The sequence below is a fragment of the Actinoplanes philippinensis genome (assembly GCF_900113015.1).
Classification (GTDB): domain Bacteria; phylum Actinomycetota; class Actinomycetes; order Mycobacteriales; family Micromonosporaceae; genus Actinoplanes; species Actinoplanes philippinensis.
Window position 1 is genome coordinate 89,445 of record NZ_FONV01000020.1, and the last position, 17,201, is coordinate 106,645.

Sequence of the window (17,201 nt, forward strand, 5' to 3'; positions counted from 1 at the left end):
TCGCCGGGCCGGTTCACCGGCTGGCGCCCGCCTCGGGGGCTCCGGTCGTCAGTGAGGCGCTGATCGCCTCGCGCAGCTCGACTCCGGTGAACGGTTTGGCGATGATCGTGCGGGCCGGCTCCAGCGACGTGCCGTCCTCGGCGATCAGCGCCTCAGCGAACCCGGAGATGAAGACCACCTTCATCTCCGGGCGTCGCCCGAGCAGCTGATGTGCCAGCTGCCGGCCGTCCATGCCGGGCATCACCACATCGGTGACCAGGCAGTGGACCGGCCCGGGATGTTTCTCGGCGACGGCCAGCGCCGCCGGCCCGTCGGCCGCGGTCAGCACGTGATAGCCGGCCTTGGCGATGAACCGCTCGGCGGCCTTGCGCAACGGCTCGTCGTCGTCGACGAGCAGCACCGTGACGTCCCCGGCCCGGGCAGCAGTACCGGCCGGGGGCAGACCGGGCTGCTCTCCCGGCCCGGCCGTCGTCACCGCCGGCAGTCGCACCCGCACCGTCGTGCCGGCCCCCGGCTCCGAGGTCAGCTCGATGGCGCCGCCCGCCTGCGAGACGATCCCGTGCGCCGTGGACAGGCCGAGACCGGCGGTCCGTACGTCCTGTTTGGTGGAGAAGAACGGTTCGAACGCGCGCCGCTGCACCTCAGGAGTCATCCCGCAACCGGTGTCGGTCACCTCGATCACCGCCATGCCGGCGGCCCGGTCGTGGGACGCGCAGATGGTGACCACTCCGCCGCCGGGCATCGCCTCGCCGGCGTTGCGGAGCAGGATGTGCAGGAGACGGTCGAGGCCGCGCCGGTCGATCCGGGCCGCCGGGGTGTCCTCGGACAGCCACACGGTGACGCTCACGTGCTCGGCCGTCAGCTCCCGGGCGAACGCGGTGATGAAGCCCTTCAACTCGACGATCACCGGCTCGTTGATCTCCCGGCGGCCGAACGCCAGCAGCTGCTCGGTCAGTTTGGTGGCGCGCCGCCCGCCCTGCGTCACCTGCTCCAGGTCTTCGAGCATGCCGGTCGCGGCCTCCGCGGCGATGCCCCCGTGCGCCTTCTCGTCGCTGATCGCGTCGCTGACCAGCTGGGTGAACCCGAGCATCGAGCCGAGCAGGTTGTTGAAGTCGTGGGCGATGCCCCCGGCCATCCGGCGCAGGCTGTCGAGGCGTTCCGCGTCGTGGCCGGCCGCCTCCTTCTGCCGCTGCCGGGCCTCGTCGGCGACCCGGTCCTCGGCCTCCACCACGTCGGAGATGTCGTCGACCATGACCACACCGCCGGCCGTCTCGCTGCCGGTGTCCGGGACCGGCCGCAGGTGCACGCGCAGCCAGCGGTCGGACAGGTCCTCGCGGATCAGGTGTGTCCGGTACCGGTGCTCGACAGCGGTCACCGTGGAGTTGCGGACGGCGTCGACCGCCTCCCGCCGGACGGCCGGGTCGAGGCAGACGAGCCAGCCCTTCCCGGCGAGCCGCCCGGCGGGCTGTCCGGTGATCTCGGCGAGCCGCGGGTTGACGTACGTGGCGTCGCCGTCCGCGCCGAGCAGGGCGATCCCGACCGGTGACGCGGTCGCCATCGCCTCGAACTGCCGTTCCCGGTGCCGTAGCTCGCGGTCCTTCTCGACGAGTTTGGCGTTGACCGCCTGGCTGTGCACGCGGGCGAAGTCGGCGGCCGATCCGACGCTCACGTCGACCGGGCCGGCGGCCAGCACCTCGTCGACCGCGTCGAGCAGTTCCCGCGGGTCGGCGCCGCGCAGCACCACCCGGGACACGCCGCACGCGTCGGCGATCGGCCGGGTCTCCGGCTCCAGGTAGTTGGCGGTGTAGAAGATGACCGGCGAGCTGGCGGTCACCGGGTCGTCGTCGGAGCGCAGCCGGTGCACCAGCTCCAGGCCGTCGATGCCGGGCATCAGCACGTCCGAGACCACGATGTCCGGGTGCTGGGCCCGCACCACGTCCAGCGCGCCGACGCCGTCGCTGGCTTCGAGCACCTCGTGGCCACGGCAGCTGAGCAGCATGGTCACCAGGTCGCGATTCTCGGCGACGTCGTCCACGACCAGGACGGTTGCCATGTTGGCCTCCTCGGCTGCTTTCCACAAATCCTCCTCCGCAAACACCCTCATTAGTGTTAATTCAGAGAATGTCGTCTCTCGCGGCGCCACGAAGGCCGCTGCCGTACCAGGTGGCAGCTGGGACGCTCGCCTTCATCCTCGGGATTTCGAACTCTTCCGGGTTGGGCACCGCCGCGGCCGGCGCCGCCATGGTCGCCGTTGCCCTGCTCCCCCGACCATGGATGCGTCGTATCGCCATAACGCTGCCGCTACTCACGGTAGCGGTTGTGGTTTCCGGCAGGTCCGGCTCCGTCGCTCCGGTCCCCTTGGCTCTCGCCCAGGCTTTGCTGCTGGCCGTCGATTCCCGGCGCGGCCCGTTGCTCACCAGCCAGTGGTGCGCCCTGGCAGCGGGCGGCCTCAGCGTCGCCGAATGTTACGGTGCCTTCTTCAACAGCTCAATTCCGACATCGATCACTCTTTCCGGCGCGACATTCCTGCTGTCGCTGACGACCCTCGCCGACAGGCCGGACACCGGCATCGCCCGACTGATCTTCGGTCGGTCCATCGGCGCCCTGTTGACCCGGCGGCTACTGGGGTCAGCAGTCGTCATCCTGCCGTTGACCGGCCGGCTGCTGATCGCCGGCCAGAGCGCGGGTTGGTACGACCTGCCCACGAGATACACGCTCCTGTGCGCGGCGAACGTTCTGCTGGTCATCGCGGTGGGCCTGTTCACCGGCGCGCAGATGGAGGCCACCGACATGGCGGCACGTCGTTCGCTGCTCCAGCGGGAGCAGATGGGCACGCTACTCCAGCAGACCCCGATCGCGTTCTCCGCCAAAGGGCTCGACGGCCGCTATCTTCTGGCGTCCACAGCATTCGAGACGATGCACGGCCTGGCCGAAGGCGGCACACTCGGACTCGCCGACCACGACCTGCACACACCGGAGCAGCTCGCCCAGATGATCCGCCGGGAACGGACCGTCATGGATCGTGGCCATCCGATGACGTTCGAGTACGAATCCGAATCGCGAACGTTCGTCACCTCGGTCTTCCCGATGCGCGACGACGACGGTAACCCGACCGCCATCTGCAACGCGACCCTCGAGATCACCGAGGTGCGAGTCGCAGAGAGCAAGTTCAAGGGGTTGCTCGATGCCACGCCGGAGGCGATGTTCTGTGTCGACACCGACGGCCGCATCGTGCTGGCCAACACCCGGGCACTGGAGATCTTCCGTTATCAGGAGAGTGGGCTCGTCGGCGCGCCGATCGAACAGCTGGTTCCGGCCGCACACCGGTCCCGGCACATGGCTCACCGGCGGAGTTACCTGGCCAACCCGGTACCCCGGGCCATGGGTGAAGGTCTGCGTCTCAGCGCCGTGCGCGGCGACGGGACCGAGTTCCCCGTCGAGATCAGCCTCGCCACCGTGGACGGCGAGAGCGGGCCGATGGTCTTCGCGGCCGTTCAGGACATCACCGAACGCCTCGTCCACGCCCGGACCAACGCACAGCTCGCCGCCATCATCGACGCTTCCACCGACGCCATCGTCAGCAAGGATCTGAACGGCTTGATCCTCACGTGGAACCCGGGCGCGGAGCGCCTCTACGGTTACACCGCCGCCGAGATGATCGGCCGGGATGTCACCGTTCTGCTGCCCGCGGACCGGCCGGCGGAGGAGCGCAACATGCTGGCCCGGGTCCGGCGCGGCGAGCTGATCCGCCACCACGAGACCCAGCGGGTACGCCACGACGGCCAGACCATCTACGTCTCGTTGAGCATGGGTCCCCTGCGTGACCCGGCCGGCGTGATCATCGGCGCCTCCACCATCTCGCACGACATCACCGCCGCGGTCGAGGCGGAGCAGCGGCTGCGCCAGGAGCGCGAACAGTTCCAAATGATCATGGCGGCCGCCAGCGACCCGTTCATCAGCATGGACTCCCGCGGGCGGATCACCGAGTTCAACGGCCAGGCCGAGCGCCTCTCCGGATGGCAGCGGGAGGAGGTGATCGGCCTGCCGGTGCTCGACATGATCCTGCCGGTCCGCTACGCCGACAGTCTCGACCGGGTGCTCGACGGCCGCTGGGACTGGCTGCTGGACCGCCCGACCGAGATCTTCGCGCTGCGCTGTGACGGCGTCGAGGTGCCGATCGAGCTCACCCTGTGGCGGACGCGGCGCGACGGGCGGGCCACCTTCCACGCCTTCGGCCGCGACGTCACCGCTCGCCGGCAGACTGAGATCGCCCTCGAGCAGGCCCGTGACCAGGCGATCGAGATGGCCCGGCTGAAGTCACAGTTCCTGGCGTCGATGAGCCACGAGATCCGGACCCCGATGAACGGCGTCATCGGCCTCAGCGGTCTGCTGCTCGACACCACCCTCGACGACACCCAGCACCGGTACGCCGAGGGCATCCGCAACGCCGGGCTCGGCCTGCTCTCGGTGATCAACGACATCCTCGACTTCTCCAAGCTCGAAGCCGGCAAGGTGCTGCCCGAACGCATCGACTTCGAGGTGTGGCGCCTGCTCGACGAGGTGGTGGCGCTGGTCGCGGACACCACCGGCGGCCGTGACCTGACCGTGGTGGCCCGCTGCGACTCGCGGCTCTCCCAGCCGGTCAGCGGCGACGCCGGCAAACTGCGCCAGGTGCTGCTCAACCTGCTCGGCAACGCGGTCAAGTTCACCGAGCAGGGCCGCATCGACGTCACCGCCACCCCGGTCGCCGACGCGGCCGGCCCGGAGGTCCCGGTACGGTTCGCCGTCACCGACACCGGGATCGGCATCGACCAGGACGAGCAGCGCCGGCTGTTCGAGCCGTTCACCCAGGCCGACGCCAGCACCACCCGGCGTTTCGGCGGCACCGGGCTGGGCCTGGCCATCTGCCAGGAGCTGGTCGCCGTCATGGGCGGCGCGATCACCGTCAGCAGCCGGCCCGGCCAGGGCAGCACCTTCGCCTTCACCGTCCCGCTGGCCCCGCCGCAGGACGCGGCCGCCCTGCACCACCCGGTGCTGGAGGGACTGCGGATCCTGGTGGTCACCGCCGACGGCGACGAGCGCCGTGAGCTGCTCGACAAACTCGGCGCCTGGTCGATGGCCGCGGACACCGCCGAGAACGGCGACGCCGGCGCCCGCCTGCTGATCCGCGCCGCGGCCGCCGGACGGCCGTTCGACCTGGCCCTCTGCGACACCGGCATGGCCGCCACGGTCGCCTGCGCTCAGGTCACCCCGCCACCGAAGATCGTGCTGCTCACCACGGCCGGCAGCGCCGCGCCGGACGGCAGCGGCCCGGCGCTGACCACACCCGTACGTCAGTCGCAGCTCTACGACCTGCTCGTCGACATCGTCGCCCCGGCCACCGAGCACGCCCTCGACGACATGCCCGCCAGCCTGGAGAAACAGGGCCACGTGCTGCTCGTCGAGGACAACGCCATCAACCAGACCGTGGCCCTGGGCATCTTGGCCCGCCTCGGCTACAGCGCCGACGTCGCCCCCGACGGCCGGGTCGCGGTCTCCATGGCGACCGCCCACGACTACCTCGCGATCTTCATGGACTGTTTGATGCCGGAAATGGACGGCTACACCGCGACAGCGGAGATCCGCCGTCGTGAGCCATCCGGGCGGCATGTCCCGATCATCGCGATGACCGCCGGGGCCCTGCCCGAGGACCGGGCCCGCTGCCTGGACGCCGGCATGGACGACCACGTCGCCAAACCGGTCATGCCGCAGGACATCGCCGACGCCCTGCACCGCTGCGCCGCCACCGGTGTCCCGGCGCCCGAGCCACCCGCCCGGCGGCAGATCGAACAGCGCCTCGACCTGCTGCGGGCCGCTGCGCCCGACCTCGACGACGCCGCGCTCACCGGCCTGCTGCAACGCCTCACCGCCCAGGTGCCGAACCTGGTCGACGACGCCTTCCACGCGCTGGCCATGGACGACGCCACCGCCCTGCGCAATGCCGCCCACCAGCTCAAGGGCGCGGCCGGGAACCTCGGCGCGCAGGATCTGGCCGACGTCGCCGACCGGGTCGAACAGGCCGCCCGCGCCGGCGACATGGACACCGCTGTCGTCGCGGTCACCGCGTTGCGTACCGCCGCGAATCTGACCCTGGAGGCCGTTCAGGCCATCACCACCGACCTGTCGCGGAACCCCGCAATCCGGTGAAAGCAAGATCAAGAGCAGCTTCGAGATGCTCGGTACGGCCGGACGACAACAACAGCAGCACCCCGCCCTGCACGCCCGCGAGCAGGCCCGCCGCCGCCCGGTCGGCGTCCAGCTCCCCCGGCATCTCGCCGGACGCCTGCATGTGCCGGATCCCGTCGGCCAGCGCCGCCTGCCAGCGGGTCATCAGGCCGTCCACCACCGACTGCGCGCCCGCCGAGCGGCGCCCGAGGTGCCCCATCACGATGGTCAACGGGCAGTCCGTGCCCTGTTCCCGATACCGCTCGACGACTCGCTCCCGCCACCGCTCCCAGGCCGCCCACGAGGTCAGGTCACCGAGCATCGGCTGCTGGTCGTCGAGCACCCGGTCGGCCTCGTGCCGGGCCACGGCCAGCAGCAGCTGCTCCTTGCCGTCCGGGAAGTAGTGGAACAGCTGGCTCTTGCTCGTCCTGGTCCGGGCCATCACGTCCTCGAGGCGCACCTCGTCCACGCCCCGCTCCCGGATCTCGTCGGCCGCGCCGGCGACGATCCGGGCCCTGGTCTGCTCGCCCTTACGCGTGAGCACCGCCGCCGACTCCCGCCTTCGCCGCCTCGTTCACCACCGCTGGAGCGTATCCGGCCGGCTTGTCGCCGACGGTGAGCCCGGGGCTGACGATCCACGACTGGTACTGCGCGGTGAACATCGAGTACGGCTTCGGCAGCGGCCACTCGGCGGCCTCGTCCAGCAGCGCCCGCGCGTCGGCCGGAATGGTGAAGTCCAAGGCGGTCAGAGTGGCGTCCAGCTGGGTGACGCTGCCGGCGCCGACCACCGCCGACGCGACGGCCGGCTGGGTCGCCACCCAGTTGACGGCGACCTGCGCCATGCTGCGGCCCAGTCCGTCGGCGACCCTCCGCAGCGCGTCGACGACCCGCCAGTCACGGTCGCTGACCGCGGCGGCGCCGGCCAGCCGCCCCGCGCCACCGAGCCCGTCGGCCGTGCGCCGGTACTTGCCGGTCAGCAGACCGCCACCGAGCGGGCTCCACACCGTCAGCCCCATCCCGAGGGCCTGGGCCATCGGCACGAATTCCGGCTCGATCGCCCGTTCCACCAGGGAGTACGGCAGCTGCACGGTGACCATCGGGGTGAGCCCGTGGGCCTCGGCGACGCTCTGGGCGCGGGCGGCGTACCAGGCCGGCACGTCGGACAGACCCGCATACCGGATCTTGCCGGCGCGTACCAGGTCGTCGAAGGTCCGCACCACCTCCTCCACCGGGGTGATCCGGTCCCACGTGTGCAACAGGTACAGGTCCAGGTGGTCGGTACCGAGCCGTCGCAGCGACGCGTCCAGCGCACGGATCATGTGTTTGCGCCCGTTGCCGCCGGCGTTCGGGTCCGCCGGGTCCACACTGTTGGTGAATTTGCTGGTCAGCACCAGCCGATCACGCTGACCGCTACGGGCGACGAGCCGCCCGAGGATGCGCTCGCTCTCCCCCGCGGTGTAGAAGTCAGCGGTGTCGACGAGGTTCCCGCCGGCCTCCACATACCGGCGGAAGATCGCCTCCGCCTCCTCCTCGCTCCTGCCGTACGCGGCGTGGAAGCCTCCGGTGCCGAAGTTCATCGTGCCGAGCGCCAGCCGGCTGACCCGGAGCCCGGACCGGCCGAGCAAGTAGTAATCGTTCATGGGCCCGACTGTGCCCCGCCGAAAATGGACCGGCAAGTCCAGAAGAATAAAGCGATTGCCCGGCCCGGCCGACGGCGATTACCGTCTCTCTCACAGCCCCACCGATCAAGGAGATCCCGATGCGCCGCTGGCAGTATCCCTACCTCGTCCTCACCGGGAGGCGCAGCTAGCGCACGGCTTCGACGCCGCCTCCCGTCCCGGGAAGGCGGCTTTTCTCATTTCACCGCACAGGGGTGTGGCGCAATTCGGCAGCGCAGCGGCCTCCAAATCCGAAGGTTGCAGGTTCGAGTCCTGTCACCCCTGCTTCACCATTCCCTCCGTCCCCATTCTCTCGTGGTCCAATCGGCAGTGACGCCCGGCTCTGGACCGGGAGATTCAGGTTCGAGTCCTGGCGAGAGAGCTGCACCGTCTGATCACCACGCGCGGGAGCGCCGACGCAGGAGAGTCGGGACCGGCTGTAAACCGGTTGCTTCGCTGAGCGGGTTCGAATCCCGCCTCCCGCACCACCCCCGCCCCGGCGCCCGTCACTTGACCAGCGACGTGGTCCGGGCCAGCGGATACTCCAGGATGCACTGCACGCCACGGTCCTGCCGCCAGCCGGCCTCGTCCTCCGGGAACAGGTAGTAGACCTCCAGGTCGGCGTTGTCCGCGGTGTCGTAGGGCTCGAACGCCGTACCGCAGCGCTCCTCGCTCTCCTTCTCGACGGCCGCCAGGCCGGGGAAGGCGCCGGCCGGGAACTGGAAGGAGTGGTAGACCTCGGCCCGGTGCGGCTGGGTGCAGGGCACCACCGGCATCTCGTAGACACGGTCCGCGTCGTCGAGGTCGCTTATGCAGTCGCCCCTCTTCAGGTCGGTCGCGTCGACGGTCTCGATCCCGGCCACCCGGTCGCGCACCACGCCCAGGACCACCCCGGTGACGATCACCACCGAGATCACCAGGGTGACGCCGGAGACGACCAGCGCCGCGACGGCGAGCCCGAAACCCTGCTGCGGCCGGCGCCGGATCTGGACCAGCGCGGCGATGCCGAGGCCGAAACCGAGGGCGGTGCCGAGGAACGGGCCGCCACAGACGCTGGCCACCAGCGCGCCGATCGCCAGCCCGTTGGGGCCGGGCGGCGGCATCGGAGGCGGATATCCAGGAAACGGCGCGAACTGCGGGGGGACGTATGTTTGCGGCGGAAGATCACTGGCGGTGTACGGCGGGCCGTACGGCGGGGGCGGTGAGGGGTCGGGCGGGACCTGGTTGTGCACGCACGCACCGTAGTGCCCGGCGCGGCCCCTGTCGATCGCGGCGGCGCGGTATACGCCGGTGCGGCCGGGGATCGCCCGGCCGCACCGGCCCCCTCTACCCGGTAATGCAGGAGACGATGCGCGGGCGGGCGGAGCTGTTCCCGTTCATCATCGTCGTGAAGCCGAACGTGGTGCCGCTGCCGTCGGGACGGACGGTCAGCGTGGTCCCGTTCGACGTGAAGGCGCCGCTCCAGGTGGTGGTGACCTGCTGCGGGGCGGTGACGGCGACGGTCACCGTCCAGTTGGCGGCGCCGGTGACCGTGACGGTCGTGTTGTAGCGGTCGCCCCAGACGGTTCCCGGGGTGATCGAGGCGGAGCAGGAGCCGGGAGAAGGCGGTGAGGACGGCGGCGGCGAGGACGGGCCACCGGTCAGGTTCGGGGTCGGCCACGAGCGCCACTGCGACAGGTGGCCCTGCTTGCGGGCGGCGACGCGGAACGTACCCGTGCTGCTCCCGGTCTTGAGAAGGAAGGCCTGGATGTTCTGCTGGAGCGGGCCGCGCCACTCGTTGCGGGACGCGCAGTGGGTGCCGTCGCTGACGTCGGACCAGTAGCTGATGTTGCCACCCGCGCCGAGCGCCTTGTAGATCTCGGCCCCGCCGAGCGCGGCGACGCTGCCGGACCGGGCGGCGAGCCAGTCGACGTGCGGGTTCTCCATGATGAACAGTCCGCGGGGCGCGACCAGGCCGACCAGTTCGTGGGTGTCGACGGGCAGGGTGTTCGGGTTGCCGGTGTAGGAGCTGAACGCGTCACCGAGCCATGGCTGCTCGCCGTAGGCGCTGCTCAGCGGTTGCGCGCCGGACTCGCCGGGCACGCCGCGCACGATGGGGACACCGGCGGTGCCCGACTCGATCGGCATGGTGAGGGCGAGCCGCTGGTCGAACGCGCCGGCCGCGAACGCGCCCTTGCCGTAGCGGGAGCACCCGGTGACGCCCATCGCGTCGGCGCGCAGGACCGATCCGCCGGACTGCTCGACGACGTCGATGAGCCGGCTGACGCCCCACGCCCAGGCCATCAGGATGCCGGTGCTGCTGGTGGAGCCGTAGAGCGTGTAGAAGGCACCCTGTTTGTTCGAACGGCCGGTGCCCTCCTTGCCGACGGCGAGCGGGTCGAAACTGATCACCGCGGCGCCGGCGTTGCGGATGGTGGCGGTGTCGGCGCCGAAACCCCCGAAGACCACGACGGCGGGGTACGGCGCGGAGCCGGTCGTGGGCAGCTGGACGCTCGCCGAGAAACTGGCGGTGCGCCCCTGGTCGGTGACGGTGACGGTGATCGACGAGGTGCTGACGGCGCCGGTGACGGTGGCCGGGCGAGCGGGTTTCTGGCCGTAGACGTGGCGCTCGGCCATCTCCCGGATCTCGGCGCGGCGGCATCGCCAGTCGCCGGTGGTGGTGATCCGGGTGCCGTCGATGCGGGTGAACGGGTCGGGCAGCTGGGCGGTGCCGACGGCGGGTGAGGCGGCGACGGGACAGTCGGCGCCGTCGTCCTCGACGGCGGCCGCGTGGGCGGAGGTGGGGACGGCGAACACGGCCGCGGCGGCGGCGAGGACCGTTGCCGCGATCATGCCGGCTCTCGTGCGGAGCTGTGTCACGGGGGCGCTCCTTCCCGGGATGGCGAGAGCACTGGCCGTGACGTTACGAAGATGTATCGGGGAATTCAAGTGCGTGAATGAAGTGAGCCGCCGGAAGTCTCGCTGAAACTTTCGCCATCTGGCAGAAGTTCCATGCGCCGAAAAGGATCAGCGCCGGCCCGGGCGGGCTCGGCGCTGATCGGCGGAGGAGGAGTCAGCCGGCGGCGAGTTCCCTCGTCACTCGCCGGAACAGCTCGTCCCACTGGGCCGCGATGACCGGCATCTCGTAGCCGGCGGCGGTCACCCGGGCCGCGGTGCCGAAGCTCTCCCGGTCCTCGGGGCTGTCCATCACGCGGATCAGGCCGGCAGCCAGGCCGGGCACGTCCTCGGCCGGGACGAGCAGCCCGTTGACCCCGTCCTCGACCACGTCGGCCGGGCCGGTCGGGCAGTCGAACGCCACCACCGGCAGCCCGGCGCCCATCGCCTCCAGCAGCACCATCGGCAGGCCCTCCTTGCGCGAGGAGAGCACGAAGACCGACGCCTTGGCGAACTCGGCGTCCAGGGTGCGCGACACGCCCCGCAGCTTGACCACATCACCGAGGCCGCGCTCGGCGATCTGCTCGGCCAGCCGCTTGCGCAGTTTGCCCTCGCCGAAGATGTGCAGCTGCCAGGCCGGGTGCCGCTCGCGGACCGCCACCCACGCGTCGATGAGCAGGTCGAACCCCTTCTGCCGGAACAGCCGGCCGGCCGCCACGACGACCTTCGCCCGCTCGTCCGCGGGCGGCGCCGTGTGCGGCGGGATGCCGTTCGGGATCCGGGTGAGGCTCACCTTGTCGCCGACCGCGGCGCGATAGGACTCCAGGTCGGCGTGGGTCAGCACGGTCACCGCGTCGAGCTTGGGATAGGCGCGGACGATCTGGGCCTTCAGCTTCGGCTTGTAGCTGCTGAAGTTCATGTGGTCCTGACCGATCCTGGTCACCCGCCGAGGGCCGAACCAGGCGGACAGCAGATTCAGGGCGGGCCGCGTGCTGATCAGGATCCCGTCGGTCTGCGACCGCATGTACCGGATGATCTTCAGGTCGACCATCGGGTCCCAGCGGTTGTACCGGAAGTCCCGGCCGTGCGGCAGCGGGTTGGGCAGCGCGCGGGCCCGATGCGACAGCCGGCGGCGGCGCTCGGGCTTGCCGGTCCATCGCAGACCGTCCTGACGCAGGTCGGTCACCGACACCAGCCGGACCCGCGGGTCGAGGGGGAAGGCCGGCGTCTCGGCGGTGCGGAAGATGCTGCCGATCTCGACGTCATGGGTGGCACACAGCGCGTTGGCCTGATTGAAGACCGTACGGATCGTGCCGCCGACCCCGTACGCGTTGTGCAACAGATACCTGATCTTCACGCGCACAACCTAGATACCGCTGTCAATCAGCTGTGAATCGCCGCATGGTCCCCGCACATCCGGTAGCCGTCGGCGATGACAGAGCAACCGTGAGTCACCGAGGAGTCCCGAGTTCTGCGTCCTGCACGTTGCCGAGCGGGGCCCGTCTCGCTACGGTTCCGGTTCGTGAGCAGGATTCTCGTTCTCGGTGGCGGCGGCGTGACCGGCATCGCCTGGCATCTCGGGCTGATCTGCGGCCTGCAGCGCGCCGGCGTGTTCCTCGGCGACGCCGACACCGTCATCGGCACGTCCGCCGGATCCGTCGTCGGCACCGGCCTCGCCGCCGGCGTCGACGTCGAGGCCGCCGTGGCCCTCCAGCGGGAGCCGGCCACCGACCCGACCCGCACCGGCCCCGCCCGCGGCGCCGAGTGGCTCACCGCGATGGCGGTGCTGCTCGACCCGTCGGTCCCGCCGCTGCAGGCCCGCGCCCGGGTCGGGGCGATGGCGCTGGCCGCCGGGCTCGACGAGCAGCGGTATCTGGCCCGGATGGCCGAGCTGGTGCCGGTCACCGAGTGGCCGGAGCGAGACCTGCGGATCGTGGTCGTCGACGCGGCCGACGGGCGGGACGTGGTGCTCGACTCCGCGTCCGGGGTGCCGCTGCTGCGGGCGGTGGCGGCCAGCTGTGCCGTACCCGGTCTGATGCCCCCGGTCACCATCGGCGACCGCCGCTACATCGACGGTGGGGTGCGCCTCGGCGCCGGGGCCGACCTGGCCGCCGGCGCCGAGCGTCTGGTCGTGATCGCCCCGCTCGCGGCGATCGGCCGGGACCGGATCGTCGAGGAGATCGCCTCCACCGGCGCCGCGAAGACCCTGCTCATCGAGCCCGACCAGGAGGCGCTCACCGCGTTCGGCCCGAACTTCATGGACGTCTCGCGGCGGCCCGCGGCGGTGTCGGCCGGGCTGCGGCAGGGTTCGGCACTTGCCGACACGGTGCGGTCGGTCTGGACCTAGACTGCCGGGCGTGACGACTGTGCCCGCCCCGGCCGACATCGCATTCGCGCTGCTGCGTGAGGGCCGCTTCGGCGACGCCGAGACCGTGATGCTCCGCGAGGTCGAGGCGGTCACCGCCCGGCACGGACAGGGCAGCATCGAGTGGGCGTCGGCGCAGTGCGACCTCGGCAACGTGCTGCTCCAGGCCGGGCAGCTGGGCCGCGCCGTCGACTGCTACCGGCAGGCCGCCGCGGTCGCGCCCCGTGGCCACGACTCGCAGAAGGATCAGCTGACCTACCGCCTCAATGTGGGCCTGGCGCTCCGGATGGCCGGGCGGCTCGACGAGGCCGAGGCGGAGCTGCGCAAGGGCGCCGAGGAGCGGCTCGCGTTCTACGGGCGCGACCACGCGGGTCACGCGTTCGGCCTGGAGCCACTGGCGTCGCTCCTGCTGGAGCGCGGTGACGTGGCCGCCGCCCGGCAGGTCGTGGAGGAGACGGTCGCCAACTTCTGGAGCAACGGCCACGAGCGGGTCGCCCCGGCGCTGGCCCTGCGCGCGGCCGTGGTGCTGGCCGGCGGCAGCGGCGAGCCGCCGTTCCCGGCCCTCGACCAGCTTCCCGACCACGTCGTCGAGCAGATCGCGCACAGCACCGGCCAACTGCCGGTCGAGGACGGCACGGCCCGCAAGCGGCTGCTGACCGCGCTGGCCGCCGCCCTCGAGGAGCGTCTCGGCCCCGACCATCCCGGCACCCTCGGCGCGTTGTCGGCGCTGGCCAACGCGAGCCACGACGCCGGCGACGAGACCGGCCGGGTCGACGTGATCACCCGGATCCTGGCCGCCCACGACCGGCAGGGGCGGCAGGAGGAGGCGCTGGCGGCGGCGCTCGGCCTCGCCATGGCGCTGGACGACGCCGGGGACACCGAGGGATCGCTGCGCACCTACGCGTCGGCGCACGAGCGGGCCGGGCGGATCGGCCGGCCCGAGGTGCAGAGCCAGGTGCTGCGCAACTGGGGTCTGGCGCTCAAGGAGGCGGGCCGGCCGGGTCCCGCCGAGCAGCGGATGACCGAGGCGCTGGAGGTGGCCCGCCGCGGCGCCGACCACGAGACCGTCGGCCGGGCCGGGGTCGCACTCGGCCTGTTCCTGCAGCACGAGGGCCGGCTCGAGGAGGCGCGGACCACCCTCGAGGCGGCGCTGGCCGTGATGGACCCGGTGCACCGGGACGCCATCGTCGGCCGCAGCCACCTCGGCGCCGTCCTCGACGGCCGCACCTGTGGCTGCGGCGACATGCCGGAGACGATCGCCGCCGCGTTCCGCGAATTCGTGCTCACCCGCCTGCCCGCCGGCCTGCTCGACCGGCTCGACGTGGCGATCGTCGACGGCGACTTCAAAATCGACGTGCACCTGAAGCGGGAGCCTGCCGAGGCCGAGATCAACCGGCTCAACGAGGTGTTCGGCACCGCGCAGGCCGAGTTCCGGCACCGGCTCAGCGACTCCCGGTACGCGGGCTGAGCAGCCCCGACTCGTAGGCGAAGACCACCAGCTGCGCACGATCCCGGGCCCGCAGTTTGGTCATCGCCCGGTTCACGTGGGTCTTCGCCGTCCACGGGCTGATCACCATGCTCGTGGCGATCTCGTCGTTGGACAGGCCGCGCGCCGCCAGCACCACCGCTTCGCGCTCCCGGTTGGTCAGCTCGGCCACGAACCGGTTGACCCCGCCGCCGGGCGGCTCGTTGACGTAGCGGCTGATCAGCATCCGGGTCACCGACGGGGCCAGCAGCGCGTCGCCGCGGGCCGCGACCCGTACCGCGTGCAGGAAGTCCTCGGGGGTGATGTCCTTGACCAGGAAGCCCGCCGCGCCGGCCCGCAACGCCTGGAAGACGTGCTCGTCGTGGCCGTAGTTGGTGAGGATCACCACGCGGACCGCGGCGAGAGCCGGGTCCGCGGCGATCCGCCGGGTCGTCTCGATGCCGTCCATCACCGGCATCTGGATGTCGACGAGCGCCAGGTCCGGCCGGTGCAGGCGGGCCAGGTCCACGCCCTGCCTGCCGTCGGCGGCCTCGGCGACCACCGCGATGTCGTCCTCGGCCTCCAGCAGCGCCCGGAAGCCGCTGCGCAACAGCGGCTGGTCGTCGACGAGCAGGACCCGGATCATCCGACACGCTCCAGCGGCAGCTCCGCCTGCACGGTGAACCCGCCCCCGCTGCGCGGCTCGGCCCGCAACCGGCCGCCGAGAGCCGTCACCCGCTCCCGCATCCCGAGCAGCCCGACCCCCGGCACCGGTGGCACACCCGGGGTCGCGGCGCCGTCGTCGTCGACCCGGATCGCCAGCGCGTCCGGCCGGTAGTCGATGTGGACGGTCGCGGTCGACGCCGCGCCGTGGCGGGCCGTGTTCGTCAGCGACTCCTGCACGATCCGGTACGCCGTACGCCCCACCGCCTCCGGCACCTCGCCCCGCTCCCCCGCGATCGTCAGCTCGGTGCGCAACCCGATGCCCTCCGCCCCGGCCAGCAGCTCCGCCAGCTGGTCCAGGCCGCCCGGCGGCGTGTCGCCGTCCTGCCGCAACGTGTCCAGAGTGGCCCGCAGCTCCCGGGTCGCGGCCCGGCCCGCCTGCTGGATCGCCACCAGCGCCTCCGGCACCTGCTCGCCCCGCTTGCGGGCCAGATGCACGGCCACCTCCGACTGCACCTTGATGATCGAGATCTGGTGGGTCAGCGAGTCGTGCAGCTCCCGGGCGATGTGCAGCCGCTCCTGCGTGGCCCGGAGCCGGGCCGTCTCCTCCCGCGTCCGCTCCGCCTCGTCGGCACGGCGCTCGGCCTGCCGCAACGCCTCCCCCGCGAACCCGGCCGCCACCAGCCAGGCCAGCTCCAGCACCCCGCGGGCCTGCGCGAACGCCTCCCGGACCGCTTGCCTGGCCGCCTCCTCGGCCGGCGACACCAGCACCGCGAGCGGCAGCGCGGCCAGCATCACCACGGCCGCCGCGGACGTCACCCGCCGATGGCCGGCACGGAAACCGCCGTACACCGCGACGAGGAAGGCCAGCGCCGGCACCGCCACCCCCAGCGCGGTGTAGCCGACGACACACAGCCCGGTCACGGCCAGCACCACCACCGGCGCCCGGCGCAGCGCCGCCAGCACCAGGCCACTCGCGACCACCAGCACACAGCCGACCACGTCGAGGACCGTCACCGGGTGGTGCCGGCCGAGCGCGGTGGTCAGCAACGCGCCGGCCACACCGACCGCGATCAGCCAGTTCGCCATCCGCATACGCGAACCATAACGCCGGCAAGAGCTGAGAAAAGTACCGCAAATGCAGTAGCAGACCGGATGATCGTACGATCGGAGAAGTCCTCGACCGCACCATCACCGCCCCGCCCGCGCCGCGCGAGCAGCAGCCCGGTCCCGGCCGCGACGCGGCCGCCGGGCCGGTTGCCCACTCACCACCCGAACGCCGCACGCAGCGCCGCGAACTGCCGTTTCGTCAGAAACGACGGGTTGGCGCCCTGCGGCTGCCGCAACACCTCGAGTCCCGCCAGCTCGTCGTGCGCGCGCAATTCGTCACGCCCGGTCCACGCCGCCGGCGCGGCGATCGTCAGGTCCAGCGGCAGTTCCCAGCCGTCACCGTCCGTGCGTGGCCGGGCCGGGCCGAGCAGCCGCCCGCGGCCCCAGACGCCGTAGGTGACGTCCCGCCGCCGGCTGCCGCTGCCCCAGAAGAGCACCGGCTGACCGGCGGCCGTCAGATCCAGCCGGTAACCGGGCCGCACACACCATCTGTCGATCCGGGGCTCCCGGGCGAACCGGCCGAGCAGATCGTTCCGGTCGGCGTTGCCCCTGATCAGCCACGCCCCCAGATCCGTGGCGGTGATCAGCCGTCCCCGGTCAGTCACGCTCGTGCGGCTCCCGGGCGGCGTTGAACTCGGCGTTGCTGCTGCCGTGCGACGGCGTCTCCGCGGTGGGCTCGGCATCCACCGGCATGTCCTCGTTCTCGTCGGCGCCCGTGACGTGCTGGTCGGTGCTGGCGCCCGCGTCCTTCTTCTCCACGGTGATCCCCTCTCCGGTCGGACCGCTGGGATACCCGCCGGGGCGGCCCGGAACCCTCATCGGTCCAGAAGCGGCAGGACCTCGCCGGGCCGCGGTCGCGCCA

At 71.8% G+C, this 17,201-nt stretch carries 13 protein-coding genes and 3 tRNA genes; 6 read left to right on the plus strand and 10 right to left on the minus strand.

Annotated features, from left to right (window positions below):
- Positions 1 to 13 precede the first annotated feature (13 nt).
- Positions 14 to 2,053 (minus strand): response regulator, encoded by a 2,040-nt coding sequence (locus tag BM290_RS40190; protein ID WP_093621278.1) that lies wholly within the window; start codon positions 2,051 to 2,053, stop codon positions 14 to 16.
- A 266-nt stretch (positions 2,054 to 2,319) separates the two neighbouring features.
- Here BM290_RS40190 and BM290_RS40195 point away from each other — a divergent pair, with 266 nt between their 5' ends.
- Positions 2,320 to 6,186: a PAS domain-containing hybrid sensor histidine kinase/response regulator gene (locus BM290_RS40195; protein ID WP_177320095.1), complete on the plus strand. Its 3,867-nt coding sequence runs from the start codon at positions 2,320 to 2,322 to the stop codon at positions 6,184 to 6,186.
- Here BM290_RS40195 and BM290_RS40200 read toward each other — a convergent pair.
- Together BM290_RS40200 and BM290_RS40205 are read right to left on the minus strand one after the other, a co-directional pair.
- A complete protein-coding gene (locus BM290_RS40200) occupies positions 6,149 to 6,748 on the minus strand; it encodes a TetR/AcrR family transcriptional regulator (protein ID WP_093621228.1) in 600 nt (199 codons plus the stop codon). The genes BM290_RS40195 and BM290_RS40200 overlap by 38 nt on opposite strands.
- The gene (locus BM290_RS40205) at positions 6,735 to 7,844 is read right to left on the minus strand and encodes an aldo/keto reductase (protein ID WP_093621229.1); all 1,110 of its coding nucleotides are present in this window, start codon (positions 7,842 to 7,844) and stop codon (positions 6,735 to 6,737) included. The genes BM290_RS40200 and BM290_RS40205 overlap by 14 nt, the downstream gene beginning before the upstream one ends.
- A gap of 229 nt (positions 7,845 to 8,073) precedes the next feature.
- Here BM290_RS40205 and BM290_RS40210 point away from each other — a divergent pair.
- From BM290_RS40210 to BM290_RS40220, 3 genes are all read left to right on the plus strand, one after another.
- Positions 8,074 to 8,147 (plus strand) — tRNA-Trp (locus BM290_RS40210).
- A 24-nt stretch (positions 8,148 to 8,171) separates the two neighbouring features.
- A tRNA-Gln gene (locus BM290_RS40215) sits at positions 8,172 to 8,244 on the plus strand.
- A 22-nt stretch (positions 8,245 to 8,266) separates the two neighbouring features.
- Positions 8,267 to 8,350, plus strand: a tRNA-Tyr gene (locus BM290_RS40220).
- Positions 8,351 to 8,368: 18 nt separating this feature from the next.
- Here BM290_RS40220 and BM290_RS40225 read toward each other — a convergent pair.
- The 3 genes from BM290_RS40225 to BM290_RS40235 all read right to left on the minus strand — a co-directional run bounded on the left by BM290_RS40225 (position 8,369) and on the right by BM290_RS40235 (position 12,093).
- Complete coding sequence (locus BM290_RS40225) at positions 8,369 to 8,965, minus strand: DUF4190 domain-containing protein (RefSeq protein WP_093621230.1); 597 nt, start codon at positions 8,963 to 8,965, stop codon at positions 8,369 to 8,371.
- A gap of 223 nt (positions 8,966 to 9,188) precedes the next feature.
- Positions 9,189 to 10,721 (minus strand): glucuronyl esterase domain-containing protein, encoded by a 1,533-nt coding sequence (locus tag BM290_RS40230; protein WP_203779802.1) that lies wholly within the window; start codon positions 10,719 to 10,721, stop codon positions 9,189 to 9,191.
- A 193-nt stretch (positions 10,722 to 10,914) separates the two neighbouring features.
- Complete coding sequence (locus BM290_RS40235; RefSeq protein ID WP_093621231.1) at positions 10,915 to 12,093, minus strand: glycosyltransferase family 4 protein; 1,179 nt, start codon at positions 12,091 to 12,093, stop codon at positions 10,915 to 10,917.
- 165 nt (positions 12,094 to 12,258) lie between these two features.
- On the opposite strand from BM290_RS40235, the gene BM290_RS40240 reads away from it, so the two are divergent.
- Positions 12,259 to 13,083: a patatin-like phospholipase family protein gene (locus tag BM290_RS40240; RefSeq protein ID WP_093621232.1), complete on the plus strand. Its 825-nt coding sequence runs from the start codon at positions 12,259 to 12,261 to the stop codon at positions 13,081 to 13,083.
- Positions 13,084 to 13,093: 10 nt separating this feature from the next.
- Positions 13,094 to 14,569: a tetratricopeptide repeat protein gene (locus BM290_RS40245; RefSeq protein WP_143134110.1), complete on the plus strand. Its 1,476-nt coding sequence runs from the start codon at positions 13,094 to 13,096 to the stop codon at positions 14,567 to 14,569.
- Here the strand turns inward: BM290_RS40245 and BM290_RS40250 are convergent.
- The 4 genes from BM290_RS40250 to BM290_RS40265 all read right to left on the minus strand — a co-directional run bounded on the left by BM290_RS40250 (position 14,544) and on the right by BM290_RS40265 (position 17,098).
- Complete coding sequence (locus tag BM290_RS40250) at positions 14,544 to 15,212, minus strand: response regulator (protein ID WP_093621234.1); 669 nt, start codon at positions 15,210 to 15,212, stop codon at positions 14,544 to 14,546. The two genes, BM290_RS40245 and BM290_RS40250, sit on opposite strands and share 26 nt — an antisense overlap.
- Positions 15,209 to 16,324, minus strand: coding sequence for a sensor histidine kinase (locus BM290_RS40255; protein ID WP_093621235.1), 1,116 nt, complete (start codon positions 16,322 to 16,324; stop codon positions 15,209 to 15,211). The genes BM290_RS40250 and BM290_RS40255 overlap by 4 nt, the downstream gene beginning before the upstream one ends.
- 170 nt (positions 16,325 to 16,494) lie before the next feature.
- On the minus strand, positions 16,495 to 16,944 hold the full coding sequence (locus tag BM290_RS40260) for a hypothetical protein (RefSeq protein ID WP_093621236.1): 450 nt from the start codon (positions 16,942 to 16,944) through the stop codon (positions 16,495 to 16,497).
- The gene (locus BM290_RS40265; RefSeq protein WP_177320090.1) at positions 16,937 to 17,098 is read right to left on the minus strand and encodes a hypothetical protein; all 162 of its coding nucleotides are present in this window, start codon (positions 17,096 to 17,098) and stop codon (positions 16,937 to 16,939) included. The genes BM290_RS40260 and BM290_RS40265 overlap by 8 nt, the downstream gene beginning before the upstream one ends.
- Positions 17,099 to 17,201 lie beyond the last annotated feature (103 nt).